This window comes from Amycolatopsis heterodermiae (genome assembly GCF_034929455.1).
Classification (GTDB): domain Bacteria; phylum Actinomycetota; class Actinomycetes; order Mycobacteriales; family Pseudonocardiaceae; genus Amycolatopsis; species Amycolatopsis heterodermiae.
Genome location: NZ_JAYFSI010000020.1, coordinates 1 through 26,788, shown reverse-complemented (window position 1 = coordinate 26,788; position 26,788 = coordinate 1). Strand labels below are relative to the sequence as shown.

At 70.5% G+C, this 26,788-nt stretch carries 32 protein-coding genes and 3 pseudogenes; 17 read left to right on the top strand and 18 right to left on the bottom strand.

The genetic code is table 11. The features are described from left to right. Window positions 1-93: 93 nt before the first annotated feature. From VA596_RS46965 to VA596_RS46945, 5 genes are all read right to left on the bottom strand, one after another. Complete coding sequence (locus tag VA596_RS46965; RefSeq protein WP_323336891.1) at window positions 94-690, bottom strand: DUF3618 domain-containing protein; 597 nt, start codon at window positions 688-690, stop codon at window positions 94-96. Beyond that, window positions 687-1,115, bottom strand: coding sequence for a phage holin family protein (locus VA596_RS46960; protein ID WP_323336888.1), 429 nt, complete (start codon window positions 1,113-1,115; stop codon window positions 687-689). The genes VA596_RS46965 and VA596_RS46960 overlap by 4 nt, the downstream gene beginning before the upstream one ends. Next, a complete protein-coding gene (locus tag VA596_RS46955) occupies window positions 1,112-1,855 on the bottom strand; it encodes a hypothetical protein (RefSeq protein ID WP_323336887.1) in 744 nt (247 codons plus the stop codon). Before VA596_RS46955 ends, VA596_RS46960 begins: the two co-directional genes overlap by 4 nt. 286 nt (window positions 1,856-2,141) lie before the next feature. After that, window positions 2,142-4,418 carry a catalase/peroxidase HPI gene (katG, locus tag VA596_RS46950; RefSeq protein WP_323336885.1) on the bottom strand — a complete coding sequence of 759 codons (2,277 nt, stop codon included), beginning with the start codon at window positions 4,416-4,418 and terminating at the stop codon, window positions 2,142-2,144. After that, window positions 4,415-4,864, bottom strand: a complete 450-nt coding sequence (locus tag VA596_RS46945) for a Fur family transcriptional regulator (protein WP_323336883.1) — start codon at window positions 4,862-4,864, stop codon at window positions 4,415-4,417. Before VA596_RS46945 ends, katG begins: the two co-directional genes overlap by 4 nt. A gap of 1,310 nt (window positions 4,865-6,174) precedes the next feature. Here VA596_RS46945 and VA596_RS46935 point away from each other — a divergent pair. Then, a complete protein-coding gene (locus VA596_RS46935; RefSeq protein ID WP_323336880.1) occupies window positions 6,175-6,444 on the top strand; it encodes a hypothetical protein in 270 nt (89 codons plus the stop codon). A 140-nt stretch (window positions 6,445-6,584) separates the two neighbouring features. Further along, window positions 6,585-7,163 (top strand): hypothetical protein, encoded by a 579-nt coding sequence (locus tag VA596_RS46930; protein ID WP_323336878.1) that lies wholly within the window; start codon window positions 6,585-6,587, stop codon window positions 7,161-7,163. Between the two features lie 4 nt (window positions 7,164-7,167). On the opposite strand, the gene VA596_RS46925 is transcribed toward VA596_RS46930, so the two are convergent. Next, window positions 7,168-7,683 carry a GAF and ANTAR domain-containing protein gene (locus VA596_RS46925; protein ID WP_323336876.1) on the bottom strand — a complete coding sequence of 172 codons (516 nt, stop codon included), beginning with the start codon at window positions 7,681-7,683 and terminating at the stop codon, window positions 7,168-7,170. A 22-nt stretch (window positions 7,684-7,705) separates the two neighbouring features. Here VA596_RS46925 and VA596_RS46920 point away from each other — a divergent pair, with 22 nt between their 5' ends. From VA596_RS46920 to VA596_RS50775, 10 genes and pseudogenes are all read left to right on the top strand, one after another. Beyond that, window positions 7,706-7,897, top strand: a complete 192-nt coding sequence (locus tag VA596_RS46920; protein ID WP_323336874.1) for a hypothetical protein — start codon at window positions 7,706-7,708, stop codon at window positions 7,895-7,897. A gap of 248 nt (window positions 7,898-8,145) precedes the next feature. Then, window positions 8,146-8,754: an STAS domain-containing protein gene (locus VA596_RS46915; protein ID WP_323336872.1), complete on the top strand. Its 609-nt coding sequence runs from the start codon at window positions 8,146-8,148 to the stop codon at window positions 8,752-8,754. A gap of 178 nt (window positions 8,755-8,932) precedes the next feature. Next, window positions 8,933-9,796 (top strand): manganese catalase, encoded by an 864-nt coding sequence (locus VA596_RS46910; protein WP_323336870.1) that lies wholly within the window; start codon window positions 8,933-8,935, stop codon window positions 9,794-9,796. A 170-nt stretch (window positions 9,797-9,966) separates the two neighbouring features. Continuing rightward, on the top strand, window positions 9,967-10,521 hold the full coding sequence (locus VA596_RS46905; RefSeq protein WP_323336868.1) for a hemerythrin domain-containing protein: 555 nt from the start codon (window positions 9,967-9,969) through the stop codon (window positions 10,519-10,521). Between the two features lie 45 nt (window positions 10,522-10,566). Beyond that, a pseudogene (locus VA596_RS46900) lies at window positions 10,567-11,343 on the top strand (alcohol dehydrogenase catalytic domain-containing protein); the annotation flags it as partial. A gap of 124 nt (window positions 11,344-11,467) precedes the next feature. Further along, a complete protein-coding gene (locus tag VA596_RS46895; RefSeq protein ID WP_323337094.1) occupies window positions 11,468-11,605 on the top strand; it encodes a CDGSH iron-sulfur domain-containing protein in 138 nt (45 codons plus the stop codon). A gap of 119 nt (window positions 11,606-11,724) precedes the next feature. Beyond that, the gene (locus tag VA596_RS46890) at window positions 11,725-12,186 is read left to right on the top strand and encodes a DUF2231 domain-containing protein (protein WP_410171995.1); all 462 of its coding nucleotides are present in this window, start codon (window positions 11,725-11,727) and stop codon (window positions 12,184-12,186) included. A 118-nt stretch (window positions 12,187-12,304) separates the two neighbouring features. Further along, window positions 12,305-12,593 (top strand): annotated as a pseudogene (locus VA596_RS46885) (glycosyltransferase family 1 protein); the annotation flags it as partial. Between the two features lie 130 nt (window positions 12,594-12,723). Further along, window positions 12,724-13,032: a chemotaxis protein CheB gene (locus tag VA596_RS46880; protein ID WP_323336864.1), complete on the top strand. Its 309-nt coding sequence runs from the start codon at window positions 12,724-12,726 to the stop codon at window positions 13,030-13,032. Between the two features lie 392 nt (window positions 13,033-13,424). Further along, window positions 13,425-14,090 carry a hypothetical protein gene (locus VA596_RS50775; RefSeq protein WP_410171994.1) on the top strand — a complete coding sequence of 222 codons (666 nt, stop codon included), beginning with the start codon at window positions 13,425-13,427 and terminating at the stop codon, window positions 14,088-14,090. Window positions 14,091-14,135: 45 nt separating this feature from the next. Here VA596_RS50775 and VA596_RS46870 read toward each other — a convergent pair whose 3' ends face one another. The 4 genes from VA596_RS46870 to VA596_RS46855 all read right to left on the bottom strand — a co-directional run bounded on the left by VA596_RS46870 (window position 14,136) and on the right by VA596_RS46855 (window position 18,386). Beyond that, the gene (locus VA596_RS46870) at window positions 14,136-14,720 is read right to left on the bottom strand and encodes a hypothetical protein (RefSeq protein WP_323336862.1); all 585 of its coding nucleotides are present in this window, start codon (window positions 14,718-14,720) and stop codon (window positions 14,136-14,138) included. A 14-nt stretch (window positions 14,721-14,734) separates the two neighbouring features. Then, the gene (locus VA596_RS46865; RefSeq protein ID WP_323337093.1) at window positions 14,735-15,865 is read right to left on the bottom strand and encodes a zinc-dependent alcohol dehydrogenase; all 1,131 of its coding nucleotides are present in this window, start codon (window positions 15,863-15,865) and stop codon (window positions 14,735-14,737) included. Between the two features lie 166 nt (window positions 15,866-16,031). Continuing rightward, complete coding sequence (locus tag VA596_RS46860; RefSeq protein WP_323336860.1) at window positions 16,032-17,225, bottom strand: acyl-CoA dehydrogenase family protein; 1,194 nt, start codon at window positions 17,223-17,225, stop codon at window positions 16,032-16,034. A 69-nt stretch (window positions 17,226-17,294) separates the two neighbouring features. Beyond that, a complete protein-coding gene (locus tag VA596_RS46855; RefSeq protein WP_323336859.1) occupies window positions 17,295-18,386 on the bottom strand; it encodes an L-dopachrome tautomerase-related protein in 1,092 nt (363 codons plus the stop codon). Window positions 18,387-18,781: 395 nt separating this feature from the next. On the opposite strand from VA596_RS46855, the gene VA596_RS46850 reads away from it, so the two are divergent. The 4 genes from VA596_RS46850 to VA596_RS46835 all read left to right on the top strand — a co-directional run bounded on the left by VA596_RS46850 (window position 18,782) and on the right by VA596_RS46835 (window position 21,942). Continuing rightward, window positions 18,782-19,504 (top strand): GAF and ANTAR domain-containing protein, encoded by a 723-nt coding sequence (locus VA596_RS46850; protein ID WP_323336857.1) that lies wholly within the window; start codon window positions 18,782-18,784, stop codon window positions 19,502-19,504. Beyond that, complete coding sequence (locus VA596_RS46845; protein ID WP_323336855.1) at window positions 19,501-20,955, top strand: PP2C family protein-serine/threonine phosphatase; 1,455 nt, start codon at window positions 19,501-19,503, stop codon at window positions 20,953-20,955. Before VA596_RS46850 ends, VA596_RS46845 begins: the two co-directional genes overlap by 4 nt. Before the next feature lie 163 nt (window positions 20,956-21,118). Then, window positions 21,119-21,478: a hypothetical protein gene (locus tag VA596_RS46840; protein ID WP_323336853.1), complete on the top strand. Its 360-nt coding sequence runs from the start codon at window positions 21,119-21,121 to the stop codon at window positions 21,476-21,478. Continuing rightward, window positions 21,475-21,942, top strand: coding sequence for a hypothetical protein (locus VA596_RS46835; RefSeq protein WP_323336851.1), 468 nt, complete (start codon window positions 21,475-21,477; stop codon window positions 21,940-21,942). Before VA596_RS46840 ends, VA596_RS46835 begins: the two co-directional genes overlap by 4 nt. A gap of 98 nt (window positions 21,943-22,040) precedes the next feature. Here VA596_RS46835 and VA596_RS46830 read toward each other — a convergent pair whose 3' ends face one another. Continuing rightward, window positions 22,041-22,283 (bottom strand): acyl carrier protein, encoded by a 243-nt coding sequence (locus VA596_RS46830; protein ID WP_323337091.1) that lies wholly within the window; start codon window positions 22,281-22,283, stop codon window positions 22,041-22,043. A gap of 298 nt (window positions 22,284-22,581) precedes the next feature. Between VA596_RS46830 and VA596_RS46825 the strand changes: the two genes are divergently transcribed. Then, window positions 22,582-22,950 carry a hypothetical protein gene (locus VA596_RS46825; protein ID WP_323337099.1) on the top strand — a complete coding sequence of 123 codons (369 nt, stop codon included), beginning with the start codon at window positions 22,582-22,584 and terminating at the stop codon, window positions 22,948-22,950. A 17-nt stretch (window positions 22,951-22,967) separates the two neighbouring features. Here the strand turns inward: VA596_RS46825 and VA596_RS46820 are convergent. The 7 genes and pseudogenes from VA596_RS46820 to VA596_RS46790 form a co-directional block, all read right to left on the bottom strand. Then, window positions 22,968-23,282: pseudogene (locus tag VA596_RS46820) on the bottom strand (DUF6098 family protein); the annotation flags it as partial. A gap of 18 nt (window positions 23,283-23,300) precedes the next feature. Beyond that, window positions 23,301-23,561 carry a DUF3040 domain-containing protein gene (locus VA596_RS46815; protein ID WP_323336850.1) on the bottom strand — a complete coding sequence of 87 codons (261 nt, stop codon included), beginning with the start codon at window positions 23,559-23,561 and terminating at the stop codon, window positions 23,301-23,303. 434 nt (window positions 23,562-23,995) lie between these two features. Next, window positions 23,996-24,463: a DUF4383 domain-containing protein gene (locus VA596_RS46810; protein WP_323336848.1), complete on the bottom strand. Its 468-nt coding sequence runs from the start codon at window positions 24,461-24,463 to the stop codon at window positions 23,996-23,998. A gap of 245 nt (window positions 24,464-24,708) precedes the next feature. Further along, on the bottom strand, window positions 24,709-25,194 hold the full coding sequence (locus tag VA596_RS46805; RefSeq protein ID WP_323336846.1) for a hypothetical protein: 486 nt from the start codon (window positions 25,192-25,194) through the stop codon (window positions 24,709-24,711). A gap of 57 nt (window positions 25,195-25,251) precedes the next feature. Then, window positions 25,252-25,494: a hypothetical protein gene (locus VA596_RS46800; protein WP_323336844.1), complete on the bottom strand. Its 243-nt coding sequence runs from the start codon at window positions 25,492-25,494 to the stop codon at window positions 25,252-25,254. After that, entirely contained in the window at window positions 25,482-25,739 is a 258-nt protein-coding gene (locus VA596_RS46795) for a hypothetical protein (RefSeq protein WP_323336843.1), read from the bottom strand. Before VA596_RS46795 ends, VA596_RS46800 begins: the two co-directional genes overlap by 13 nt. Window positions 25,740-25,743: 4 nt before the next feature. Next, on the bottom strand, window positions 25,744-26,788 hold a 1,045-nt coding region (locus VA596_RS46790), incomplete at its 5' end, for a cytochrome c oxidase subunit I (RefSeq protein WP_323336841.1).

Sequence of the window (26,788 nt, the reverse complement as noted above, 5' to 3'; positions counted from 1 at the left end):
TCATGGCGCTGAGGGTGTTTCGGATGACGCGACCCCGAGCTCGTCAAGGGAACCAGCGCCGGGGTGCGGTCGGCCACCGCACCCCGGCAGCTTTCAGCCGCGGAGGTTTTCCTGTGCACGGTCGGTGACCTCACCGGTCGCCGACCGGGCTTCGTCCGTCACGGTCGAAGCCGAGTCCGCGGCTTCCGAGCGCACCGACTCGACCGCGTGTTGTGCGGGCTCGCGCAGGTTGTCCTTCAGATCCTCGGCTACCTGCTGGGCCACTGGAGCCAGCTGGTCCTTCGCGACGTCGGTCACCTGCCCGGCGAGGCGGCGCTCCGGTTCGCTGGCCGGTAGCAGCGACGAGACGAGCCAGCCGGCGCCGAAGGCGATCAGGCCGGCGGCGAGCGGGTTGCCCCGGGTGCCGTGGCGGATCGACTGCGGGGCGCCGGTGACGGCTTCGCCGGCCGCGTGTGCCTTGTCCGCGGCGCTGGAGGCGACGGAGCCGGCCTTGTCCCCGATGGTCGACGCCTGCTCGGAGGCTGTGCCCATGACGCGGTCCTTGGCCCCGCTCAGCGCCGTCTTCATCCGGCCGACCCGGCGCTCGACGACACGTCCCGGGCTCACCTTCTCGGTCAGCGCGTTGACGTCGGTACTCAGGTTCCGTTGCGTGCCTTCGATCTCACGGCGGATCCGGTCGGGTTCGGTCATGGTCGTTCGCCTTTCACTGCGCTCGGAACCTGCTGCAGGGTTTCGACGGTGCGTTCCGGTTTGGGGTTGACGCGGCGGAGTTCGCGGCGCCCGGTCGCGTAGAGGACGGCGCCGATCACGATCCACACGGCCGCGACGATGAGCGCGGCCCAACCCGAGTCGAGCACGTTCGCGAGGCCCTGCCACAGGGCCACGGAGAGGAACAGCAGGATCATGTAGCCGGCGAAGCCCGCGCCGCCGAGCATGCCCGCGCCCTTCGCGGCTTTGCCGGCTTCGGTCTTCACTTCGGCCTTCGCCAGTTCCACCTCTTGCCGGACCAGGGTGGAAACGTCCTTCATGACGTTGGACAGCAGATCGCCGACCGAGACGTCGGCGACGTCGACGGGATCGTCCGACCGCGGCGCGGGACCGGGTGGCCGGGTCATCGCCGCACCGGGCCCGGCTCGGTGAAACCGGCTCCGCCGCCGGGCGCCGGGGACTCGGGCACCTGCGGCGCGGTGTAGCCGGCGGGGGCGACGGGCGGCGCCGCCGGGACACCGGGACCGGACGGCTGCGGAAGCGCGGCCGGGGGCGCCGCACCGCCCGGCTGCGGCAACGCGTGCTGCGGCGCGGCCGACGGGATCGGGGTGGTCGCGGCGGGACCCGGGTGCGGGGCTGGCTGGTCCGGCCGGGTGTCGCCGGACGGCTCCTGCTGCTGGGCGACCACCCCACGGGTCAAGCGGCCGACGAGGGCACCGGCGACGACCGCGCCGGCGAGGAACGCGCCGGGCCGGCGGCGGGCGAAGCGCCGGACCTCGTCCAGCAGGTCGCCGGGTTCACGGTGCTCCAGCCAGTCCGCGACCGTGCGGGTGCGCCCGGACACCTGGCGCACGACGTCGGAAGCCACGCCGGGGGAGTCGGTCTGCTCGGCCATCCGGTCGAGCTGGCCGGCGAGCTCGTGCAGGCTCTGCGCGGCTTTGTGCTGCCCGTCCCGCGCCTGTGACTCCAGTTGCTCGCGAGCTTCGCCGAGCAGGTCGCGTGCTTCGTGCTGCGCGTGCGCAGCCACGTGTTTGACCTCTTCGGCAGCGGTCTGTGCCACCTGGCCGCCACGATCGACGGCGGTCGAGGCCACGTCCTTCGCGGCTTCGGGTGTCGACGGCGGTTCGCCGCCCGATCCGTGTGTCATCGCAACCTCCTGCGGGACAAGCATTTCCGGTGACGCGACTGCGGCCACCGGGTCGGTAGGGCAGCGGTCTACCCGGAGCGCACCCGGCTAAACGGGCAGCCGGGACACCGGCACGACGAGCGCACGATCCGGCCCGTCGCGGACGATCACGGGCGAGGCGGGCAGGTGCTGTGCGCCGGCGCGACCGGAGCCCGGCGATGCTTGCGCGGTGCCGGGCTCCGGTCGCGCCGGACGGAACCGGACCCGGCCGGTCCACAGTGGACCAGCCGGGTCCGCCCGGAGGAGATCAGGCCAGGTCGAACCGGTCGGCCTCCATGACCTTGACCCAGGCCGCGACGAAGTCGGTCACGAACTTCTGCTGCGCGCGTTCGCCGGCGTAGACCTCGGACAGGGCCCGCAGCTGGGAGTTCGACCCGAAGACGAGGTCGACCGCGGTGGCGGTCCACTTCACCTCGTCGGTGGCCACGTCGCGGATCTCGTAGACGTGCTCCTCCGACTCCGCCGCTTTCCACCGGCTGCCGGGGGACAGCAGGTGGGTGAAGAAGTCGTTCGTGAGGGTGCCGGGCCAGTCGGTGAGGACGCCGTGCCGGACGCCGCCGGCGTTGGCTCCGAGCGACCGCAGGCCGCCGACCAGCACCGTCATCTCCGGCGCGGTCAGGTCGAGCAGGTACGCGCGCTCGACCAACTGCACCTCCGGCGGCAGCTTGTCGCCGGCACGCAGGTAGTTGCGGAACCCGTCAGCGCGCGGCTCCAGGACCCCGAACGACTCGACGTCGGTCTGCTCCTGGGCGGCATCGGTACGCCCCGGGCGGAACGGCACCGTCACCTCGGAACCGGCGTCGCGGGCCGCCTTCTCGACCGCGGCCGAGCCGGCCAGCACGATCAGGTCGGCCAGCGAGATCTTCGCGTCACCGGCGTCGTTGAACGCGCGCTGGATGCCCTCGAGGGTGTCCAGGATCGTGGCGAGCTGCTCGGGCTGGTTGACCTCCCAGCCGCGCTGGGGCTCGAGGCGGATCCGGGCGCCGTTGGCGCCGCCGCGCTTGTCGGTGGAGCGGAAGCTCGCGGCGGACGCCCACGCCGTGCCGACCAGCTGCGCGACCGTCAGACCGGACTCCAGCACCTTCGCCTTGAGGGCGGCGACGTCTTCGTCACCGACGAGGTCGTGATCGACCGCGGGCACCGGGTCCTGCCACAGCTGCGGCTCGGCGACCCACGGCCCGAGGAAGCGGCCGACCGGGCCCATGTCGCGGTGCAGCAGCTTATACCAGGCCTTGGCGAACGCCAGCGCGAACTCGTCGGGGTGCTCCAGGAAGCGGCGCGAAATCTTCTCGTACGCCGGGTCGACGCGCAGCGCCAGGTCCGTCGTGAGCATCGTCGGCTTGTGCTTGCGGGCCGGGTCGTGGGCGTCGGGGATGATCTCCTCGGCGTCCTTGGCGACGTACTGCTTGGCTCCGCCCGGGCTCGTGGTGAGCTCCCACTCGTGGGCGAAGAGGATCTCGAAGAAGCGGTTGCTCCACTGCGTGGGGACGTCGGTCCACGTCACCTCGAGACCGCTGGTGATCGTGTCGTTGCCGGCGCCGCTGCCGTGGGTGTTCAGCCAGCCGAGGCCCTGCGCTTCCAGCGGAGCGCCTTCGGGCTCGGGGCCGATGTGGTCGTCGGCGACGGCGGCGCCGTGGGTCTTGCCGAAGGTGTGGCCGCCGGCGATGAGGGCCACGGTCTCTTCGTCGTTCATCGCCATCCGGGCGAAGGTCTCCCGGATGAAGTGGGCCGCGGCGGCCGGGTCCGCGTTGCCGCGCGGGCCTTCGGGGTTGACGTAGATGAGGCCCATCTCGGTCGCGCCGACGTCGGGGATCATTTCGCTGTCGGTGGCGTAGCGCTCGTCGCCGAGCCAGGCGTCCTCGGGTCCCCAGAAGATCTCTTCGGGCTCCCAGGTGTCGACGCGGCCGAAGCCGAAACCGAAGGTCTTGAAGCCCATCGACTCCAGGGCGACGTTGCCGGCGAGGACGAGGAGGTCGGCCCACGAGACCTGCTGGCCGTACTTCTCCTTGACCGGCCACAGCAAGCGGCGCGCTTTGTCGAGGTTGGCGTTGTCGGGCCAGCTGTTGAGCGGGGCGAACCGCTGGCCGCCGTCACCGGCGCCGCCGCGGCCGTCGTGGATGCGGTAGGTGCCCGCGGCGTGCCAGCTCATCCGGATCATCAGGCCGCCGTAGTGGCCGAAGTCGGCGGGCCACCAGTCCTGCGAGGTGGTGAGGACGTCGGTGATGTCGCGTTTCAGCGCCTCGACGTCGAGCTTCGCGAACTCCTTGGCGTAGCTGAAGTCCTCACCCAGCGGGTTGCCCTTCGAGGAGTGGGCGTGCAGCACGGACAGGTCGAGCTGGTTGGGCCACCAGTCCTTGTTCGTGCGCGGTCGGCCGCCCGTCTTGGGGGTCGGAGAATCGATCGCCGGGTTCTCGCTCTCGCTGCCGTGCGAGGTCACGGAGTCCGGTGCGACCGGGCAACCGGCCGCTGCCTTTTCGTCCACGCCCTGGGCGCTGGACGGGCCGTTGTCCTGGGTGGAGCTCATCGTTTTCCTTCCGCGGGCGGATCATTCGGTGTGTGGCCGGCCGTGCACGCGGGGCAGGTGCCCCAGTACACGACCTCCGCCTCGTCGATCACGAAACCGTGGTCGTCCGAAGCGGTGAGGCAGGGGGTGTGGCCGGCGGCGCAGTCGACGTCCGCGATCGCGCCGCACGAACGGCACACGACGTGGTGGTGGTTGTCACCAACCCGGGTTTCGTAGCGGGCGTTCGCCCCGGCGGGCCGGATGCGCCGCACCAGGCCGGCGTCGGTGAGCGCGCGCAGGACGTCGTAGATCGCTTGGTGCGACACCGAAGGAAGATCGGCGCGCACCAAGGTGATCACCGTGTCGGTGTCGACGTGCGGGTGATCGCGGAGCGCCGCGAGCACGGCCAGCCGAGGCCGGGTCACGCGCAGCGAGACCGCCCGCAACTGCGCCTCGAAGTCGGTCATCACCACGACGGTAAGCCGCTTTCTTGAATGGGTCAAATCACGGCGTGGAGGCCAGAAGTTTGCCACTAATACCCGGCTTCGAGGGCAATAAACGCCGGGTTTGCCCGGGGTCGGGCGGGAAGCCGTCCACCTCCACGACTGGTGCGGAGGTGTGATGACGGAGGTCCGGCCAACTTCCTCCCGATGGACGACGCCGACGACTGGCTGCACCTCGGCGTCGCGATGATCGCCGCCGGCATCGCCACGACGGCCCTCGACCGGAGCCGGGGACAGTGCCCGGAACCGGAGATCCAGGGCGAGTGAACCGTTGTGGTCCCGCCCGGAACGGGTAGCCGGGCGGGATGACGAGCTTGACGATGGAACCCGGTGCCGCCCGCGAAATCGTGGACCGCGTGAGCGCCGAAGATGTGGCGCCGGAAGGGGGGTTGCGGGTGCAGGCACTGGCCTAGGTGTGATGTTCAGGGACGTTGTCCCGAGTTGAGGTGACCAGCGGCGGCCTGTCGTGCATACAGGTGAAGGCCTCCGGATGTGAAGTGGAGCTGTCGAGGAACCCCATCACCGCCCGGAGGCCTTCATGTCCCACCCTGACGCCACCCTGACCCCACGCACCCGACTACGACTGACCCGCCTCATCTTCGAACAGGGCTGGACCTGCACAGCAGCGGCGAAGATGTTCATGGTCGCACCCAGAACCGCCGCGAAGTGGGCCCAGTGCTGCGGCCGTGTCCGGCGTGAACGGGGGGTTGCCGGATGCCTTACTCTGAAATGACTCGCCCCGGACCTCGGCGAACGATCACCCGTTTGCCGGTCCGGCGTCGCGCACGTCGGGCCCCGTGGATGAAGGTTGACCATGGCCCAGGGAGATGTGCACACCTATTTCGAAGACGGCGCCTGGAAGAACCGGGTCGAAGGCGGCTCACGCGCCTCGAATACCGCGATCCGTCGTACCGATGCCTCCATTCGGGACGTTCGATGGCCCGGAACCGCAAGGTCGACCACGTCGTCCACGACAGCGACGGCGAGGTCGAATCGGCGAAGACGTTCCGGAAGGCCACGAAAACCGACGACGTCCGCGATTGACTGCTGCCACCGGGCGAATCCGAGCCGGAACTCCGGCCGGGCAAAGGTTTTCGTGCGCCGGCCGGCTGATGCTGGTCCTGCACCGGTCGACCGGGACCGAGCGCAACTCGTCACGCGGCTGGTCGCGGCGTGGCGTCCCGGTCACCGACATCGTCCTCATCGGACACTCGAAAATCGGCCTGGTGGTACGAAGTGCGTGGTACCAAGTCGAACAACGCACTGTGCTGTGGTTGTCCCGGGTCACGCGGCCGACGGGCCTGCTCGGTCGTTCGGTGCTGATCGCGCCGCTGACCCGGCTCCTGGCGCTGCGCCGCGACGGCATCCGACGGCTGTTCGTGTCCGCGACGCTCTCGCGCGACCTCCTGGTGACGCCGTTCGCCGCGGCGGAACTCACCGAGGGCACCGACGTCGCGTGGCTGGGCGGGCTGAACCACTCCACCCTGCAGCACGCGACGCCGTCCACGAGACGGTCCTCTGCTGGTCGCGCGGCCGCGACGTGAGCGCCCCGCCGTGACGGAAGACCGGCGTCGCCTGCTGCGCCGCCTGCTCGCCGACGGCGACCGTGCCGGGGTTCGCGTCGATCGCCTTTGCCGCGCCTGCACCGCGGTGCTCGGCGTCTCCGGCGCCGGGGGTGACCGTGGTGAGCACGGTGGGCACCCGTCAGCTCCGCAGCCTGGTCCACGCCGGCGACGCGATCGGGCGGGCCCTGGAAGAACTTCAGCTCACCGTCGGCGAAGGCCCGTGCCGTGACGCCTGCGCCGGCGGACCGGTCCTGGTCGCCGATCTCGCCGCGGAGTTCACCCGCTGGCCGGTGTTCGGTCCGGCGGCGGCCCGGCTGGGCGTGGCGGCGGTCTTCTCCTTCCCTCTGCGGCGTAGAGCCGTCCGCCTCGGCTCGCTCGACCTGCATCGGAACCGCCCCGGCGCCCTGACCCGGCAGCAGGTGGCCGACGGTCTCCTGCTGGCCGGGCTGGCCACCCAGGCCGTGGCTGGCCGGCTCGACGGCCACGACGGCGCCGAGCTGACCTGGCCGGCCGATGTCCACGCCGAAGTCCACCAGGCGGCGGGCATGGTTTCGGTCCAGCTCCGCACCACCACGGACGCGGCCCTGCTGCGGCTGCGTGGGCAGGCGTTCCTCCGGGGTGAGACGTTGAGCTGCGTCGCACACCAGGTCGTGGCCAGGACCCTGCGGTTCACGCCGTCGGGGGACACCTCCGGCTGAGGCGTCAGACCAGGGGGTGCCCCACCACCGCGGCCAGGTCGGCGCGGCCGTCGACGACCGCGGCCGCGAGGTCGGTGAGCCGGCGGCGGTGCGCTCGGGCGTAGCCCCGCAGCCGGGTGAACGCCTCGTCCGTCGACACCCCGCCGCCCTGCCCCAGGATGCCCTTGGCCTGCTCGATCACCACCCGGGAGTCGAGCGCGGCCTGCAGCTGGCCGGCGAGGTCGTCGCCGTGCTCGATCGTGCGCTGCTGCAGGATGCCGATGGTCGCCACGTCCGCCAGGGCCTGGGCGAGAGCGAGGTCGTCGTCGCCGATGACCCCGGCTTCGGCGCCCAAGAGCGTCACGCCGCCGATCACGGTGTCGCGCAGCCGCATCGGCAATGCGTGCGCGGAGCGGAATCCGCACTCGCGAGCCGCCCCGGCGAACCGGGTCCGCCGCCCGGATTCGGCGCGCAGGTCCGCACTCGAGACGGGAGCGCCGCCGCGGACGCAGTCGATGCCCGGGCCGTCGTCGGTCTCCACCGCGAACAGCTCGAGCAGCTCGGTGCGACGACGTCGCCGCCACCCCGAGTCCGCCGTCCGGAGCCCGCAGGGTGACCCCGACCGCGGTGACCTCGAGCAGGTCGACGATCTGCGCGGTGACCATCGTGAGGAAGTCCGCGACGTCGAAGTCCGCGACGAGCGTGTCGGCCAGAGCGACGAACGCCCGGGAAACCCGGCGTTCCCGGATGGCTGAGACGGCCACCCGGGCCTCCGGCGGCGGTGCGGTCATGATCGCAGGTCTCCCCGGGAAGGCTGCGGCGGAAAGATCTGATTCTACGCGGCTGCCCGGGCCCGGGCAGGTTCGCGCGTTGGCGTGATCGGCCTCCCGGGGTTGCGGTGGAATCGTTCGCGCCGGGAGGGCCGGGACCACGCGCTCGCGACGATCCCCACACGACAGGGGACCGCGCCTCGCCGGGCGGTCAGCGTGCTCAGGAGCTGATCGTGGATCACCTCGGACAACCGGACCTGCGTTCGGTGGACCTGGCTGCCCGTCCGCCGCCGACTCTGCGCCTCACCACGGAGCACACGGCCGCCGCCGTGGTGCTCGTGGCCGACGGGGAAATCGACCTCGCGACCGCCGACCTCTTCGGCACGTCCCTCGCCGGGGCGGTCGGCGGGCGGCCGCCGCTGCTCGTCGTGGATCTCGCTCCCGTGCGGTTCCTGTCGTGCGGCGGGCTGGCCGTGCTTGTCGCCGCGCACCGGCTGGCCGGTGCGGTGACCCGGATGGTGGTGGTCGCCCCCACCCGGGCCTGCCGGAGCCCGTTGTTCCTGACGGACACGGCCCGGTCCCTGACCGTCTGCCGGCACCGTGACGAAGTGATGTCTCCTCCGCTGCGCATGCGGACGGTTGTCGCCGGCACGGCGGTACTGGTGGTGGCCATCGGCGGATCGGCGTCGAGCGACGGCCGCCAGGTCACCGACGAACTGCGCGAAGCCGAAAGTGCGGTGACCTCGTTTTCGACGCGTCCGCGTGCGCGCTGCCCGCCGGAGTACTGGCCCCCGCGGTGCGGGCCGCCGACCGCCGCGACCGCCGCGACCTCCGCGTCCTGACCTCGGATCCCTTGCTCGTAGCGGCTTTGGACGCCGCGGGTGTCGCCCATACCCGGACGGCCGTCGTCGAATGAGCGCCTGAATCCTCCGGAAGAACGGTTATCGGCCGCCCGGCCGGGAATGCCGGTGCGGCCGCCGGAGAACGGCGGCACGCCACCCGCACGACGGAGGAGCGCGAATGTTTCGCCACACCAAGCTGCTGCAGTTCGAAGCCAAGCCCGAAAAGCCGGACCCCGTGTACGCCCACAAGCTCCAGGAACTCATCGGCGGGGCCTTCGGTGAGATGACCGTGACGATGCAGTACCTGTTCCAGGGCTGGAACTGCCGGGTCGAGGGCAAGTACAAGGACCTGATCATGGACACCGCGACCGAGGAGATCGGCCACGTCGAGATGCTGGCCACGATGGTCGCCCGCCTGCTCGAAGGCGCTCCGGCGACGATGACCGCCGAAGCGGTGAAGGACCCGGTGATGGCCGCGGTCATCGGCGGGATGGATCCGCAGCAGGCGATCGTCGCCGGCGGCGGCGCGCTTCCCGCGGACAGCAACGGTTATCCGTGGAACGGCCGGTTCATCGTCGCTTCCGGCAACCTGCTCGCCGACTTCCGGGCCAACGCCGCGGCCGAGGCGCAGGGCCGGTTGCAGACCGCGCGGCTGTACAACATGACCGACGATCCAGGGGTCAAGGCGATGCTGCAGTTCAACCTGGCCCGCGACACCGTGCACCAGAAGCAGTGGCTGGCCGCGATCGAAGAGCTCGAAGCCGACGGTCTCGAAGGCGAGATCGTGCCGAACGCCCTGCTCGACGTCGAGGACCAGACGCACAACAACACGATCTGGGGCCTGTCCGACGGACCCGACGGCCCGAAGGGCGGCTGGACCACCAAGGCGGGCATCGAGTACCTGACCGACCCGAAGCCCCTCGGTGGCCCGGGAACCGCGCCCCACCCGGATCCCGCGCTCTACAGCACGTACTCGCCGACGATGGACGCCGTCGGCACCGCGAAGGGCAAGGCGAAGTCGGTGAAGAACAAGCTCACCTGATCGCGCGCCGTTTGACGGCAACGGGATCGGGTACCGGGGAAGGAGACGGCGGTCCGGTGAGTTCGAGCTCAGTCGCCGCGGTTCACGCCGCGGCCACCCCGGCCGGGCCGTCGTCGCCTTCCCCGCCGTGTTCGCGGCACTCAACCCCCCGTTCGACGAGGAGCTTTCCCATGGCCGACCACGACGAAGACGTCATCGCGTTGCTGCAGCGGCAGCACGGGGAGATCCGGGCGATGTTCGCCGACCTCGAGACCGCGGCCGACGACCGGCGGAAAGAGGTCTTCCGGGACCTCGTCCGCCTGCTGGCCGTGCACGAAACCGCGGAAGAAGAGGTCGTGCACCCCGAAATCCGCGATCTCGAGCCGGCCGCGGAGACCGTCGTCGAAGCGCGGCTGGGCGAGGAGCACCGGGCCAAGGAGCTGCTGACGACGTTGCAGAAGATGGGCCCGGACGCCGACGGATTCGACACGCTGCTCGTCCAGCTGCGCGACGACGTGCTCGCGCACGCGGAACACGAAGAGCGCGAAGAGTTCCCGTTCCTGCGCGCGCACCACTCGCCGGAGCGGCTGCGGGCGATGGCGGCGACAGTCCGGCTGGCCGAAGCCGTGGCACCGACACGGCCGCACCCGGGCGTGGAAAGCGCCAAGGCCAACCTTCTGCTGGGCCCGCCGGCGGCGATCATGGACCGGGCCCGCGACGTCATCCGCACCGCGCTCGGAAAGTAGCCGTGGCAGGACGGACCGCCCGAACCGCTCGACCGAGGAGCCGGCATCAAAGCGCTCACCTGGCAAGGCACCGAAAAAGTCGAGATCGCCGACGTACCGGACCCGCGCATCGAGGAGCCGACCGACGCGATCGTCAAGGTCACTTCGACCGCGATCTGCGGGTCCGACTTGCACCTCTACGGCGTGCTGGGCCCGTACCTCAAACCGGGTGACGTGCTCGGCCACGAGGCGATGGGCGTCGCGGAGGAGGTGGGTCCCGGCGCCGCCGGTCACCTGTCCGTGGGGGACCGGGTCGTGGTGCCCTTCACCATCTCCTGCGGGCACTGCTGGATGTGCGGCCGGGGCCTGTTCGCGCAGTGCGAGACAACCCAGGTCCGCGCGCACGGCAAAGGGGCGAGCCTCTTCGGCTGCACCGATCTCTACGGTTCCGTGCCCGGCGGCCAGGCCGAGTACCTGCGGGTGCCGCAGGCCCAGTTCGGGCCGATCGTCGTCCCCGAAGGCACGCCGGACGAGCAGTTACTGTTCTTGTCCGACATCCTGCCGACGGCGTGGCAGGCCGTCCGTTACGCCGACGTGCCACCCGGCGGGACCGTCGCGGTGCTCGGTCTCGGGCCGGTCGGGCAGTTCGCCGTCCGCATCGCCGCGCACCTCGGCGCCGGCCGGATCATCGGCGTCGACCGGGTCCCCGAACGGCTCGCGCTCGCCGCGCGGTACGGCGTCGAACCCGTCAACCTCGACGACGTCGCCGCCACGCTGATCGAGCTGGTCGACGGCCGCCGCCCGGACGCCACCATCGACGCCGTCGGGATGGAAGCCCACGGCGGCGGCCTCGCCGTCGAGGACGGTCCCGGTGGTGGCGCTGGTGATCATCGGTGTCCTCGTCATCGGGATGGCCGCGTTCTTCCTGCTGCGGGCGGTCGACCTGTTCGGCTGAGCGCCGGATTCACTGGCGCGGCACCCGCGTCCATCACCCCGTACGAAGACGGTCGCGCTGTGCCGGTGCGGGCTCTCCGTCGTCAAGCCCTTCTGCTACGGCACCCACAAGGTCCGTGGGTTCCGCGCCGCCGGCGATGATCAGCGCTGAGCGGCCGTTCTCCCACGCCGTGAGCAGCGTCCGGCCGAACTCCGGCTCCACCGCCAGCCCGCAGGCCGCGCCGAAGAGGACGTCGGCCGCGGCGGCCGGGTTCTGCGCTCGGCCAGGTACTGCGCGGCCCGTGGCTCGGGCACCCGCTGCACCCACTGGCCGTCACCGTGCCGATCGAGGCCTGGCTGTGCTCGGCGGTGTTCGACCTGGTTCCCGGCCAGGAAGAACCGGCCCGGCGGCTGGTCGCGACCGGTCTGGCCGCGGTGCCCGTGGCCGTCGTGCTCGGGCTGGCGGACTACGCCGATCTCGACCGACGGCAGCGCCGCGTGGGGGTGGCGCACGCCGCGGCCAACGCCGTGGCCACCACGCTGTTCGCCGTCTCCTACCTCGCTCGCCGCGAAGGGCGGCTCACCCGGGGCAAGCTGCCGGGAGCGGCCGGCCTCGCCGTGGCGAGCGCCGCCGGCGCTCTCGGCGGGCACCTGTCCTACGCCCAGGGCGCCGGGGCGTACCGCTGGCAGGAGCTCGCCGATCCCGCCGAACTGGCCGGTGCCGACCCGGCCGCTCCGCGCGACCCCGCCTGATCGCCGCGCGCTCGATCACCAGGCCACCGTCCTCGGTGGCCGGACGCGAGAGCGTCCGGGCACACCCGATCCGGCCGTTCCGCGTTTATCCGGCCGTTTCCCGGAAATCCCTGTGCCCATGACCGCATCCGGTTCCCGGCGTTCGAGAGTGCTGCTCTGGCACGTCCACGGTTCGTGGACGGACGCCTTCGTCCGGGGCCGCCACGACTACCTCGTGCCGGTTTCCCGTGAAGGTGCACCCCTGGGGGCCGGGACGCGCGGGCCGGGACTGGCCTTCGGTGACCGAGGTACCGCTGGACCGGCTCGGCGAAGCGCAGCCGGAGGTCGTTGTGCTGCAACGTCCGGAAGAGCTGGAGCTCGTCGCGGGCCTGAACGTGCCGGCCGTCTACGTGGAACACAACGCTCCGCCCGCGCTGCCGGTCGGTCCCGCCGTCGACGGCTCGCCTCTGCTGCCGGGCCGGGTACTGGTCGCCGCACCCGGGCAGCACCTGGTGGCCACCACCGACGGCACGGTCGCGACCATCCCTCGCGGCCGGGGTGCCGCCCTACCGCCCCTCGGCCGACCTGCTGCTGGCCACGCTGGCCGTGGTCGCCGGGCCCCGCGTCGTCGCGGTGGTGTTGTCCGGCCGCGGCAACGACGGCGCCACCGGCGCGACCGCGGTCCGCCGGTTCGGCGGCACGGTCATCGCGACCGCACCTGCCACCGCGACGGCCTCGGCGATGCCCGAAGCCGCCATCGACCGTGACTCGATCGTCAACGCCGTCGTCGACCTCGACGACATCGCAGGCCTGCTGACCGCCTTCACCGGATCCGGCGTCCTCGGCACCCGGCAAGCCGAGGGGTGACCCGTCGCCTTCCCGGCTTGGCGGTCACGGCTGGAGAGGGAAGACCTCCGCGAGCCCGGTCAGCGTCGCTACCGTGTCGGCTGGGCCGGTGGCTGTCCCGCCGGGTGGATGGTCAGCTGCGTTTTGATCTGTGGATGTCATCGCGCCGGACATCCTTGCCGGGGGTTCGAGTTCGCTGATCTTCACTGTCGCGCGTTCTGCGGGTACAGCGGAAACGCGGTTCACGGGAACGCTCAACCGTGCCGGGTGCCGGATCGCAGGTACGCCGTCGTGGCGATCCGGCCGTTCACGGGAAGCCAGGAGGGTTTCACCGGGTTCTTCGGCGCGGACCGGGTTTCGCGGGCTGGGCAGCGGGAAGCCCCGGGACCACCGGATGAAGGAAGGTGGCACCGTTGACCGAGCCCAGCCAGCCCTACGACGCCCCGCAGGACACCGGTCCGCCGGATTCCGTGGAGACCGACCCGGCCGCCTTGAACGCGGCCGAGGACCTGGACGAGGATCGGCTCCACGTCGATCCCCTCGAGCAGGGCATGGACCCGCCCGAGCACTGGTCGGGCGTTACGAAGTACGGCATGACGCCGTGGGAGGAGGCGCACCCGCGGCCGCTGGGGGAGCGGCTCGCCGAGGAGCGCCCCGACCCGGCCGCGGAAGTCGTCCTCGACGCCGAGCCGTCCGAAGAGGACGCGTCCGATCAGCAGTACGCCGAAGACACCGGGATCTCCGCCGACGTCCCCGGCGGTTCGATGGCGGCGGAGATCCGGGAGCCACCGCGAACGTCCGGACCGGACGTCGCCGGTTCGGGACCGGCCCTCGGTTCGGAACAGCAGGAGCGGCTCGAGCTGGACGGGGATCCCGAACCCGGCGGGCTCGACTCCCGCGCCTGGGAGCGGGACGACCCGGACGCCGGCGCGTCGTCCCGGCGGCCGACACAGCTGCACGCGGTCGAGGGTGACGGTCCGCCGGTCGACACCGAGCCGGACGAAGTGGCCGTGGCGGGTGGCTCGGGCCCGGCGGCCGGACCGGAGCAGGCCTCCCTGCACGTCGAGGACGAGCGCTGAGCGGTTCCGGCGCGGCCGACGGATACGGCCGCGCCGGAACCGTCGTCACCGCGGGCCGCGTCCCGCCCGCCGCACCAGCTTCCGGGCGGCGGAGAAAGCGAGACCGCCGGCCAGCACCCACGGACCCGCCACGATGATCGGATCGAGCACCTGGTGCTTGACGTCCGCGCGGTTCTTCCCGAGCCGCGAGGAGATCCCGTGCCGGCGGAACTCACTCAGCACGCCGGTCTCGGTGATCGGGTTGTCCGGGCGCAGCGTGGCGAACGAGCGCAGGTGGCTCTCCCACGCGTCCACCCGGTCGGCGGCCAGCAGCAGGAGCCAGTGCGCGGCTCGTCCCTCGCTGTACTTGCGGTAGGAGAGCTTGCGCAGTGCACCGGAAATCCCCTTCGGCGGGCACGAGGTGCCGAAGACGGGGGTGAGGAACCTGTGCTCGATCGACCGTTCCCGCGGCCACTTCTCCGGCTGTCGTTCGGGGAACTCCCAGTGGGCGCCCGAGCGGTCCTCCTGCCATTGCAGCTTCGGCACCGACGGCCGGTCCTTCGGGTCCAGGTCGGCGCCCCAGCCGGGGATCCGGGCGCGCAGTTCGTCGCTCGACTCGGCGATCGGCGGCCGCTCCGATGTGTAGGTCATGGTTGCTGCCTTCCTCAGACGACGATGAGCGGCTTGATGCAGCCGTCCAGCTTGGCGGAGAAGATGTGGTAACCCTCGGCGATGTGCTCGAGCGGGATCCGGTGGGTGACGATGTCGCTGGGCTTGAGGTAGCCGTTGCGGACGTGCTCGAACAGCCGCGGCCACTGGCGCTTGACGGGGCACTGGTTCATCCGCAGGGTCAGGCCCTTGTTGAGCGCGTCGCCGAACTTGACGGCGCTGAACATCGGGCCGTAGGCGCCCATCACCGAGATGGTGCCGCCCTTGCGGACGCCGTCGATCGCCCAGTTGAGCGCGACCGGCGAACCGCCCTGCAGCTTGAGCTTGGCCGAAGTGACGTGCTGGGTGAAGTTGCCGTCGGCCTCGGCGCCGACCGCGTCGATCGCCACGTCCGCGCCGAGGTGGTCGGTGAGCTTCTTCAGGTGCACCACGATGTCGTCGTACTCGGCGAAGTTGTACGTCTCGGCGTGGGCGAAGGTCCGCGCCTTCTCCAGGCGGTACTCGAGGTGGTCGATGACGATGACCCGGCCCGCGCCCATCAGCCAGGCCGACTTGGCGGCGAACAGGCCGACCGGCCCGGCGCCGAAGACCACGACGACGTCGCCTTCGACGATGTCGCCGAGCTGGGCGCCGAAGTACCCAGTGGCCAGCGCGTCGGTGAGCAGGACGGCGTCCTCGTCGTCCAGCCAGTCCGGGATCACCGCCGGGCCGACGTCGGCGAAGGGGACCCGGACGAACTCCGCTTGGCCGCCGTCGTAGCCGCCGGTGGTGTGGGAGTAGCCGTAGATGCCGCCGACGGCGGTGGCGTTGGGGTTGACGTTGTGGCAGTTCGAAAACAGGCCGCGCGCACAGAACCAGCACGTCCCGCAGTAGACGTTGAACGGCACCATGACGCGGTCGCCGCGCTTGAGCCGCTGCACACCGGAGCCCACCTCCTCGACCACGCCGATGAACTCGTGGCCGAAGGTCATGCCGACCCGGGTGTCCGGCATCATCCCGTGGTAGAGGTGCAGGTCGGAGCCGCAGATCGCGGCCGTCGTGACCCGGACGATCGCGTCGCCGGGGTGTTCGATCGGGGGAACGTCCTTTTCTTCGACACGGATCTTGTACGGTCCGCGATACACCATGGCACGCACGGGGCCACCTCCGGCCAGTCGTTCGGCGGGAGCCCGGGCGAACCGGTCGTCGCGACAGCGGGTCACCCGAGCCGAGCGGGCGGAGTACCCGGGTCCGGTCCGCGTAACCGCGACCCGCACGACCGTGCCGGCGGACTCCGGTGCGGCGCGCGAGGACTCAGACGAACGCGCCCATGCCGGTCACCGCGCGGCCGACGATCAGCTGGTTGATCTCGCGAGTTCCCTCGTAGCTGTAGAGGGCTTCGGCGTCGGCGAAGTAGCGGGCGACATTGTTCTCTAGCAGGATCCCGTTGCCACCGAACACTTCCCGCGCGAGTGCCACCGTCTCACGCATGCGGGTGGTGACGACCGACTTCGCCATCGCCGAGTGCTCGTCCCGGTTGACGCCGCGGTCCTGCAGCTGGGCGAGACCGACCACCATGGCCAACGACGAGGTGACGTTGCCCAGCATGGTCGCGAGGTGGTCCTGGACGAGCTGGAACTTCGCGATCGGGCGGCCGAACTGTTCGCGTTCCTTGGCGTAGGCCAGGGCCAGCTCGTAGGCGGCCATCATGCAGCCGACCGAGCCCCAGGCTACGCCGCCGCGGGTCAGGCGCAGCACGTCGCTGGTGTCGCGGAAGCTGTGCGCCCCCTGCAGCCGGTTCTCTTCGCTGACCCGGCAGCCGTCGAAGACGATGTTCGCGTTCTGCACCGCCCGCAGGGCGACCTTGCCTTCGATCTTGGTGGGGTGGAAGCCCGGGGTGTCCTTCTCGACGACGAATCCCTTGACATGTCCGTCTTCGGTGTCACGGGCCCAGACGACGACCAGGTCGGCGAAGGTGGCGTTGCCGATCCACTTCTTCTCGCCATCGAGGATCCAGCTGTCGCCGTCGCGTCGCGCGGTGGTCTCCAGCCCGCCCGCGACGTCGGAACCGCCGTGCGGTTCGGTGAGCGCGAACGCCCCGATCCGGTCCATCCGGGCCATGGGCGGTAACCAGCGTCGCCGCTGTTCCTCGGAGCCGCAGCGGTTGACGCTGCCCATCGCGAGTCCGGTGTGGACGCCGTAGAACGTGTTGACCGAGGGGTCGCTGCGGCAGATCTCCAGGGCGAGGAACCCGGTGAGCAGCCGGGTTCCCCGGTGAGCCGAAAGCCCGTCGTACATCAGGCCGGCGATGTCGAGTTCGCGGAAGCCGTCGATGATCTGGAAGGGGAACTCCGCGCGGGCCCAGTAGTCGTTGATGATCGGGTCGACCTGCGTCCGCAGGAAGTCGCGCACCCGCAGCACGATGCCGCGCTCGGTGCCGGACAGCAGGTCTTCGAAGCCGTAGAAGTCACCGGTGTGCGTGGTGAATGCGGGCTGGGTCGTGGTCATGCCAGGTCCTTTCCGTCAAATGGCCTCGAGTGGTCAAAAGGGTGGGAACCCTCCTGACCACTCACGACCTCAGCGCAGGTTGACCGGGCCAGCGTCGATCGGAACGCGGCACAGCAGGTACGGGTACTGCCGTTCGTCCTTGCCACCGCGGTACTTGTCCTGGCGGTGCAGCTGGTTCGCGGTGACGTACAGGTAGCCGTCGGCGACGGACATCGTGTCCGGCCACAACAGACGCGGGTCGTGCACGATCGTTTCCCAGTGACCGTCGGGGTGACGGCGGTGGATGGCGTTGTGTTCGCCGTCGGTGACGTAGAGACGGCCCTGGTCGTCGGTTTCCATGCCGTCGCCGGCCGCGCCCTTGTCGCCTTCGTCGATGATCGTCCCGGCGACCGCGTCGTCGTCGAGGGCGCGGTCGATCAGCGCGGCGGTGGAGACGCTCCACCAGCGGCGGGAAGCGAGGCAGCAGTAGTACAGGCGGGCGCCGTCGGCGCCGATGGCGATGCCGTCCGCACCCATCTCGACCGGGCTCGTGGAGCCGTCTTCGGACCGCTCGAGGAACTCCTGCCCCTCGACGACCATGCGCAGGTCCGGCGGGGTCTCGGCCTTGGTGCTGGGGTGGTCGTGCAACCGCCGCCAGGACTGGCCGCTGTCCAGGTCGACGACGATGATGCCGTTGGGACCCTGGTCCGAGGAGTCGGTGATGAACGCGAAACCGGCGTTGCCCCGGCCGAGGTCGAAGCGGACGTCGTTGAGGTAGGTGGTGGGCAGCGCGACGTCTTCGGGGAAGAGGATGGTGCGCACCACCTCGTCCCGGCCGAGGTCGGCACACACCAGCTTGGGTCCGCCGTGTGCGGTGGGCCGGAAGAGCGGGCTGCCGGTGTCGAGGATCCAGAGCCGATCGGCGGGGTCGACGACGATGCTCTGCACCGACACCAGCGCGTCCGGATCGGTGGGGCTTTTGCAGTCGTTGAAGGCTTGGCTGGGGTAGGGGAGAAGGCCGCCGTCGCGAATTTCGGCGACGGTGAAGCGGACGTCATCACCCCACTTCGGAAAGTTCACGAAGACGCGGCCGTGGCGGGACACGCTGACTCCGGTCGGCATCGGCCCGGTGAACTCGTGCACCACTTCGAGGTTGCCCAGCGGCTGGTCGGTTTCCGGCACGGTGGCTGCTCCGTTCGGGGTGTTCTTGGCGGCTTGGCAGGTACCTCGCGGCGAGCACCGAGCCGAGGACCTGCCCGAGTTTCGGTGCGGTGGCGGCGTCCAGCTCGCCGTACAAGCTGAAGACGATGCCTTCGGAGTCGCCGTGTACGCGCACCACCTCGAGACGCTCGGGGTGGGAAAAACGCGCTCAAGGAACGGCCCCTCGGCTGGTGGGCGCGTTCGACGGGGCATCGTCTCTCCTGTCAAAGCCGGCGTAGCGGCGGCCGCGACCGGATTCGGCCGGGCGCGTGGTGGTTGCCCGGCCGGCGCCCGGATAACCCCGCTGGTTAGCGCTCGCAGCAGTGGGTAAACGGCGTCCACGGTTATGCCGGACGCGAGGGATGGACGTGATGCGCGTGGCGCACGAACCAGCGACGTCGGACGAGCTGGCGACCGTGTTCGCCCGGATGTCGGGTCTGTTGCTGTCCGAGGAGACGGTCGGCTCGGTGCTGCGGCTGATCGCGACGCTGGCCCGCGAGGTGTTTCCCGAGTGCCGGGGAGCGGGGCTGAGCGTGCTCGATCCCGACGGGGAACGGATCACGAAGGCGGCGACCGGCGAGCTGGTCGAGCGGGCCGATCGCATCCAGTACGAGATGAAGGCGGGTCCCTGCTTGACCGCGTGGGCTCAGCGGACGGTCGTGCGCATCGACGATCTCGCCACCGACACCCGATGGCCGGCGTGGAGCCGGCAGACCGCCGAGCTGGGCTTGCGGTCGGTGATGAGCGCTCCGATGGTCGCCGGTGACGTCGCCGTCGGCGCGATGAAGATCTACGCGGGACAACCCGGCGTCTACGGCCCGCGGGAGGAGTCGCTGCTGGCGATGTTCGCCACGCAGGCAGCCGTGCTGGTGGCCAACGCGAAGTCGTACGCCGACACGAGCCGGGTCAGTACCGCCCTCCAGGCGTCCCTCCGCGACCGGGATGTGGTCAACCTGGCCAAGGGGATCTTGATGGGCCAGGGCCGCGTCGACGAGCAGACCGCGTTCCTGCAACTGGCCGACACCGCCCGGCAGCGACGCCGGAGCGTGCGCGAGGTCGCGGAGGAGACGTCGCGGGCGACGGCCCGGCGGCTGCGGTGACCACCGGCGACGACCAGCAGAAGGCTCTCGCGTCGGCGTTCGCACGGGCCGAACTCACCGCGGAAGAGCTGTGGATGCGGTACTTCGCACTGGGTGGGTCACTGGGATTCCTGGAAGTCGACGGGTATCTGCGCGGCGTCCTGCAGGCACCCGGTTTCGACCGCGACGTGCTGGCCCACGCGGTGAACGAGCGCCTGGACGAGCTGGCCTGGCACCGGCGGGCCTCCTACAGCCGGACGGTCCGGGAGGTACTCCCGCACGGCGTGCCGCTGACGGCGCTGATCGAACTGCTCGAAGGCGCCGAACTCGCGCCGCCGGAGCGGCTGCCGGTGCTGGTCGCGGCCGCGGGCGAGGTTTTGGGCATCCGGCTGGCGCTCTACCTGGTGGACTACGAACAGCGGTACCTGAACGCGGTGGTGCCGCCGGGAACTGGATCGGACGAGCCCGCGCTGCACATCGAGACGACCCTCGCGGGAAGGGCGTTCCGCCGGCTGGAGACGCTGCCCGCGGAGGCCGGCCCACTGCGGTTGTGGGTGCCTCTTCTCGACGGGACCGAGCGACTGGGTGTGCTGTCGGCCGAGGTGGCGTCCGTCGAAGACCTCTACGATCCCGGCCTGCGCACGCAGTGCCGGTGGGCTTCGCTGCTGATCGGGCACCTCGTGGTGGTGATGACCCACTACGGCGACGGGTTGGACCAGTTCCGTCACCGACGGCCGCGGACGGTCACCGGGGAGCTCATCTGGTCGCTGCTGCCCCCGCTGACCGCGGGCGTCGACGGTTTCATCGTCAGCGGAGTGGTCGAGCCACGGCACGCCGTGGCCGGTGACGCCTTCGACTACGACCTGTCGGAAGACACCGCGCGCCTGCTGGTCCTCGACGCCGTCGGCCACGACCTCCGCAGCGGGTTGCTCGCCACGGCCGCGGTGGCGGCCTACCGGGCCGCCCGGCACGCCCGTCACGGTCTCTACGAGCAGGCCCGGCTCATCGACGAAACCATCAGCACCACGTTCGGCGACGCCTCCTACGCCACCGCGGTCCTCGCCGAGATCGACCTCGTCAGCGGACGGCTGCGCTACGTCAACGCCGGACACCCACCGCCGTGGATCATGCGCGGCGGCAAGGTCCTCAAGCCGCTGTCCGGCGGCCGGCGGCTGCCGCTCGGGCTCGGCCCCGGCCGCGAGTTCACCCTGGGGGAAGAACGGCTGCAACCGGACGACTGGCTGGTGCTGCACACCGACGGCATAACCGAAGCCCGCAACCCCGCCGGCGAGTTCTTCGGCGAGCGGCGTCTCGCCGACTTCCTGGTGCGCGAAGCCTCGGCGGGATACCCGCCCGCGGAGACGGTCCGGCGGCTCATCCGAGCCGTGTCGGCGCACCAGGACGACGAGTTCCAGGACGACGCCACGGTCCTCCTCGCGCGCTGGCCCGATCCCGGACAGGTGCTGCCGTGAAACGCCGGTCCCGGCGCGCCCGGCCTCGGCGTCCCGATCGTGCGCCGCGTTCTCGTGCCGGGTGGCCGAAACCGGGTGATCAACTGCGGTGAAACGGTTTGTCGTCGATTCGACAGGTTATTCCGGTGACCACGCAAGTACCGGCCAGCCCAGGAGGATCCGCATGCCGACCCTGACCCGAGTGCTCGGCGCGGCGACCGCCGCCTACAGCGCCACGATCATCGCCGCACCCCAAGTCCTCGCGAAACCCTGCCGGCTGACCACGGTGACTGGGTCGACACCCGCTCCGGTGCGAACGCTGATCAAAGGCATCGGGGCCCGCGACGCCGCGATCGGCGTCGCGATGATGGCCGCCCCGCCCGGCCGGGTGCTGCGGACGGCCCTCGCCGCGCGAGTCGCTTCGGACGCGGCCGACGCGCTGATCTTCGGCCTCACCTTGCCCGACAAGCGCGCACGCAGGAAAGTCGCGGTGTTCGCCGTGTTCTGGGCCGCGCTGTGCGCGATCTCGGCGGTGACCCGGTGAGTGCCCGCCTGATGATCCCGGCCGCGAGCCCGGCCGCCCGCGAAGTGCCGGCCCCCCGACGGGTGCGGCATCCGTTCGTGATCGGCCGCCGGCTGGCACCGGCGCTGGCGGTGCTGGGCGTGCACCAGGACACCGCGTGGGTCGAGGTCGACGACGAACACCTGCACCTGCGGTTCGGGCCGTTGACGATGCGCACGCCGGTGTCGTCGGTCGGTTCCGTTTTCTCCTTCGGCGAGCCGGTGGTGGGTCCGCGCATCACAGCGACGCGCCACGGCCTGCGCCTGATCACCGGCGCCGGACCGCGGATCGCGATCGAGCTCGACGGGGCGGTTCCCGGAGTTCCCGGTTGGTCGGTACCGCGCGCACGGTCGATCACGGTGACCGTCGAGCAGTCCTACCGGCTGGCGCACCGGATCCGCCAGCACATCGAGGCACGCACCTTCAACCCCGCCGACCGGCTCTGACGCGGTGTCGTCGAGTCCGCCACGGCCACGACGGCCGGCTGACCCGTGGATCCGTGGCGGACTCGGTGACAAGAGGTGGTGCGCTGGGTCCTACGAGGTCAGGAGACCGCGGGGCCCGATTCGGAACTGCCCGACAGGCTCTTGATGAACTCGTGACACTGCTTTCCCCGCGCCGAATCCTCCTTCATCACCGAGCGGAAGAAGTCGGCGATGTCCGAGCGGCCCGCGTTGTCGGCATCGCGGACGTACTGGCCGTAGTCGTGCCCGGCCTTCAACGCGTGGTACTGCACGGACACCAGGTCGAAGGTGACGTCGTCGAAGCCGGTTTCTCCGGTAGCCATGAATCGGTTCCTCTCATCTCGGTGTTCACCAGGCCGGCCGGGGACCGGCGTAGAAGAGGGCGTTCCCGCGGCGCGGGCGGATAATCCTGCGACACTCACCGAAAACCCGGATGTCACGTGCGGCGGGAAGGGCCGCCGTCCACCACGGCCGGTCCGCTGTTCGGACCGATCATCGGCGGGTAGCGGCCGGCGACGCGGTTGTCCGCCGGTGCGTGCCGGGAAACCCCCGGACCCCGGCCACCGAACAGTCTTTCGGTTCGGCCGGTTTTCTCTCGGCGAAGCGGGTATCCGATCCGGCATGGAACCGCACGACGACGCCACGCCCTCGGTGCTGGCCGCTGAAGCAGGCGTCGCCGTGCGCCGGCTGGCTTGCTGCGTCGACGGCGGGAAGCTGCGCGCACCGGCCGAGATGTACCAGGTGCTCGGCATCCTGCAACTGCTGGTCGAGGACGTCGGCCAATTGCTGCCCTCGGTACAGGCAGAACTCGAAGACGGCCTGCTCGCCGGACGGCTGGTCCGGCACGCCGTCGGCGACGAAGTCACCGACACCTGGGACCGGGTGGGCGAGGTGGGGTGCGCGCTCGCCCACGCTCGTACGCTGGCGCTGCGGATGACCAAGGAACTCGAGCATTCGCAGACGGCCATGAGAGACCTGACCGGACCCTGATCCCTTCCGGTCATGTCCACCAGAGCCTTCGCCTCCACCAACACGGCGTCCGCGACCCAGGCCGGCGGCACGACGCACCGCACGAGGGGCTCGTTGTCGGGTCCTCGCGCGACTTCGGTGGCGCGCAGCAACCAAGGCCGCACTCCCCGTCCGCGGAGATCGCGCAGGTGCTGGTAGTCGTAAAGCCGGCAAGCCAGCCACAACCTCGTCGAGCGACCGTGCCACCACGGCCCCGGTTTCACCAGGTTCGCGGACAACCCGGGAGCCACAGGCCGATCAGGCCGTCGCGGCTCTGCCGGTCCGAGCCACGACCCCGCCGGATGGCCGCGCATCGTCTGGTGCTGGGAGCATCACTCGCCGGTGGTGCCGGTCCGCCGCGAGAAGCGCCGCATGACGAACACCGCGACCGTCACGACCCCCACGAGAGCCAAGGTGACCTGGTCGGCGAAGATCCCCACCGCCAGCGCGCAGACGCCGGTGATCGCCACCAGCATGAGGACGAACCGCCAGCTCGTCAGCGGCCGGCGGAGGCGGTCGGCGAAAGTGGGATCCGTGGCGGTGATCTCGGCCTCGATCCGTTCGAGCGCTCGCCGTTCGTGGTCGTGCAACACGGGAACCTCCTTCGCCGCGGCGAGCCGGTGGCGGTGCGGGTGCCCGTCTGGGTGACCGACAACCCGACAACGGAACACGTCACCCGAACGATGTAATCACCCGGCCGGCGGAACCGGCACACCCGGCCCACCACGAACCCGACCAAGCCGCCGGACGGCGACCTGGTCGGATCCACTGACGAAAATCGGGATTCCTCCACCCGGACCCCGGAGCGGAGGCTCCCGCTAATGTCGCGCGTCGCAAGATGTTGGACACCGGAACGGGGTTCTGCCAGAGAAGTTCTGGCGAGACCAGGTCGCTCATGGTGGCGCCTTCAAGGTCGTGACGCCGCAGGGCCTCCATCGTCACCTCGCGGCGATGCCTCAGCCGGACGATTCCGCGGGGAGCGGTGCGCGCCGCCGGATCTCTGTCAACGGACCTTGGATCTGCGACACTAGCCGAGCCCCGGGCCGCGGTCCGTACGCGCGGCGGTTCCCGCGCGGGCGGTGAGCAGGCCGAGGGCGATCATGCCGACACCCAGGCCCAGGTGCAGCCAGTTGTCCGCGGTGTTGACCGGCACGAAATTGGCGTCACTGCCGTGATCGATCAGCAGTCCGTACAACCAGAGAACCAGGTACACGGCACCGCCGGCGATCAGGTACGTCTTCGCGCCACGCGCGGTGCGCGCTGCGGCGAAGCCGGCGATACCGAACAGCAGATGCACGATGTTGTGCAGCACCGAAACCATGAACACGCCCAGCAGCATCGCCATCGAGTCGTGCCCGGCGAAGCTCAGCTGGTCGTAGTCGGTCGTGACGCCCGGGACGAAGCCCAGCAGGCCGACGAGCAGGAAGACGGCCGAGACGACCATCGCGGTGAGCTGCACCGGGGTCCGCGTGCGGGTGGGAGTGGTTGCCGACATGACTTTCCTTTCCTTGGGATACAGGGGTACAGCGGATTCAGGGTGCAGGACGGCCGGGAGGAAGCCGCCCTCCGATTCCTCGATTCGGTTCGGGCAGGGTTCCGGCTGGCTTCCCCTTTCTGCCCCGGACACACCTCGATCGGGCAAGAGACCTACGCGGCGTGCGCGGTCTGGTGGGTCGGTCCGGTCGTCAGAACCGCGAACGTTGTCGCCCACCGGCGGCCGATCCGGGATGGCGTCGGTTCTCAGTCGGTGAAGCAGCTCAGCGGGGGGAACACCGCCGCGGAGGGCACCGAGAGTTCCGCGATCCAGACCAGCAGGTGGGTGAGGACACCCAGGACGTCGGCCGGGGTGCCGCTGGTGGCCAGCTCGACCTGGATGTCGCGGCTCGGCCCGTCGTGGTTGAGCGCCGCGAGGAGGGCGCGCATCGCGGACCTCGGCCCCGGCGGCAGCCGTTCCACTTCGGCGAGGTCTCCCCGCTCGTCCTCCAGGACGACGGTGAAGAGCGTGCCGGCGTCTTCGCCGTGGTGGGCGCGGACCGCGGCGGCGCACCGGCCGACCAGTTCGGTGACGACGCCGGCGGGAGCCCGTGCCGAATCCGCGCCGGCCAGAACGGCCAGCGCCTCGGCGACGTTGTCGTAGGCGCCCGCCGTCGCGGCGTCCAGCAGTTCGTCGGTGAACTGCTGGACCGACACCTCCGGTGCTGGTGACGGATCTCGGTCGTCGGTCATCCGGCCGGCATACCCGGGATCGTCGTGCTCAACCGGAAAGAACCCGGAACCATCGGTTCAGCCTCCGCGCTGGACGACGCCTGTGGTGAGCGTGGCCGCGATCAGCTTCAGCTCGTGGTCCGTCGCCTCCTCCCCGTCCAGCCGCGCTCGCAGGTCGGCGCGGGTGATGACGTCGCTCGCTCCGGCCGTCTCGGCAGCAGCGTTCTCGACCTCCATGCGGCCGCCGGTCAGTACGAGCACCGGCTCCGGCAGCGAAGACCCGAGCAGGCGGCGCAGGTCGTCGATGGTCACTTCGAGCATTTCGGTCCTCCGGGTCGTCGGTCGAGGTGCAGGCAGGCGGCGAAGTTCGCGGCGACGCAGCCGGCGAAGAGCCACGACAGGTCCACGAAGATCCCGGCGGTCACGAGGGCGAGTGCGGCGGCGTCCAGCCCAAGGCGCACCACCGTCCCGCCCAGGCCGGACGCGCCGCGCAGTCCGCGCTCGATTCCGTGCAGCTGCCGCCGTTCCCGGGCGGTCAGACGGACGGACTCCGGGCGGGTTGCCACGGCGTCACCGGCCACGGGGGTCGTCGCTGCCACCTTGGTCGTCCGGTTGAAGGGCGCCGGCCACGACCTCGGCGGGGGATGCCTTGTCTTTGGGGTGTCCTTTGGTGATGTGGGCTTCGTCCCGCATCCGTTGCACCATGTGCGGATAGTGGAGTTCGAACGCGGGTCGTTCGGAGCGGATCCGCGGCAGCTCGAGGAAGTTGTGCCGGGGTGGTGGGCTGGTGGTGGCCCATTCGAGGGAGTTGCCGTAGCCCCACGGGTCGTCGACGTCGATCGGCGGGCCGTAGCGGTAGGTCTTGACGACGTTGTAGATGAACGGCAGTACCGACAGCCCGAGCAGGAACGCGCCGATGGTGGAGACCATGTGCATCCAGGTGAAGCCGTCGGTGGAGAGGTAGTCGGCGTAACGCCGGGGCATGCCGGCGTCGCCGAGCCAGTGCTGGACGAGGAACGTGGTGTGGAAGCCGAGGAACGTGGTCCAAAAGTGCCACTTGGCGAGTTTTTCGTCGAGCATTCTTCCGGTGATTTTGGGGAACCAGAAGTAGATGCCGGCGAAGGTGGCGAAGACGATGGTGCCGAAGAGGACGTAGTGGAAGTGGGCGACGACGAAGTAGCTGTCGTGGACGTGGAAATCCAGTGGTGGTGAGGCGAGGATGATGCCGGTGAGGCCGCCGAGCAGGAACGTCACCAGGAACCCGACCGACCACAGCATCGGCGATTCGAAGGTGAGGCTGCCTTTCCACATGGTGCCGATCCAGTTGAAGAACTTGATGCCGGTCGGCACCGCAATGAGGAATGTCATGAAGGAGAAGAACGGCAGCAGCACCGCGCCGGTGGCGAACATGTGGTGCGCCCACACCGCCACCGACAGCGCCGTGATGCCGATGGTGGCGAAGACCATGGTTTTGTAGCCGAAGAGGGGTTTGCGGCTGAACACGGGAAGGATTTCGGTGACGATGCCGAAGTAGGGGAGGGCGACGACGTAGACCTCGGGGTGGCCGAAGAACCAGAACAGGTGCTGCCAGAGGATCGGGCCGCCGTTTTCGGGG

Bases quoted from the DNA above. Each gene is read 5' to 3' on its own strand.
- VA596_RS46800 (WP_323336844.1), bottom strand. From the start codon at position 25,494: ATGCTCGAAGTGACCATCGACGACCTGCGCCGCCTGCTCGGGTCTTCG.
- VA596_RS46870 (WP_323336862.1), bottom strand. From the start codon at position 14,720: ATGACCTACACATCGGAGCGGCCGCCGATCGCCGAGTCGAGCGACGAA.
- VA596_RS46810 (WP_323336848.1), bottom strand. From the start codon at position 24,463: ATGTCGGCAACCACTCCCACCCGCACGCGGACCCCGGTGCAGCTCACC.
- VA596_RS46965 (WP_323336891.1), bottom strand. From the start codon at position 690: ATGACCGAACCCGACCGGATCCGCCGTGAGATCGAAGGCACGCAACGG.
- VA596_RS46860 (WP_323336860.1), bottom strand. From the start codon at position 17,225: ATGACCACGACCCAGCCCGCATTCACCACGCACACCGGTGACTTCTAC.
- VA596_RS46825 (WP_323337099.1), top strand. From the start codon at position 22,582: ATGGAACCGCACGACGACGCCACGCCCTCGGTGCTGGCCGCTGAAGCA.
- VA596_RS46945 (WP_323336883.1), bottom strand. From the start codon at position 4,864: ATGACCGACTTCGAGGCGCAGTTGCGGGCGGTCTCGCTGCGCGTGACC.
- VA596_RS46955 (WP_323336887.1), bottom strand. From the start codon at position 1,855: ATGACACACGGATCGGGCGGCGAACCGCCGTCGACACCCGAAGCCGCG.
- katG (WP_323336885.1), bottom strand. From the start codon at position 4,418: ATGAGCTCCACCCAGGACAACGGCCCGTCCAGCGCCCAGGGCGTGGAC.
- VA596_RS46830 (WP_323337091.1), bottom strand. From the start codon at position 22,283: ATGGCTACCGGAGAAACCGGCTTCGACGACGTCACCTTCGACCTGGTG.
- VA596_RS46865 (WP_323337093.1), bottom strand. From the start codon at position 15,865: ATGGTGTATCGCGGACCGTACAAGATCCGTGTCGAAGAAAAGGACGTT.
- VA596_RS46960 (WP_323336888.1), bottom strand. From the start codon at position 1,115: ATGACCCGGCCACCCGGTCCCGCGCCGCGGTCGGACGATCCCGTCGAC.
- VA596_RS46805 (WP_323336846.1), bottom strand. From the start codon at position 25,194: ATGACCGACGACCGAGATCCGTCACCAGCACCGGAGGTGTCGGTCCAG.
- VA596_RS46910 (WP_323336870.1), top strand. From the start codon at position 8,933: ATGTTTCGCCACACCAAGCTGCTGCAGTTCGAAGCCAAGCCCGAAAAG.
- VA596_RS46905 (WP_323336868.1), top strand. From the start codon at position 9,967: ATGGCCGACCACGACGAAGACGTCATCGCGTTGCTGCAGCGGCAGCAC.
- VA596_RS46840 (WP_323336853.1), top strand. From the start codon at position 21,119: ATGCCGACCCTGACCCGAGTGCTCGGCGCGGCGACCGCCGCCTACAGC.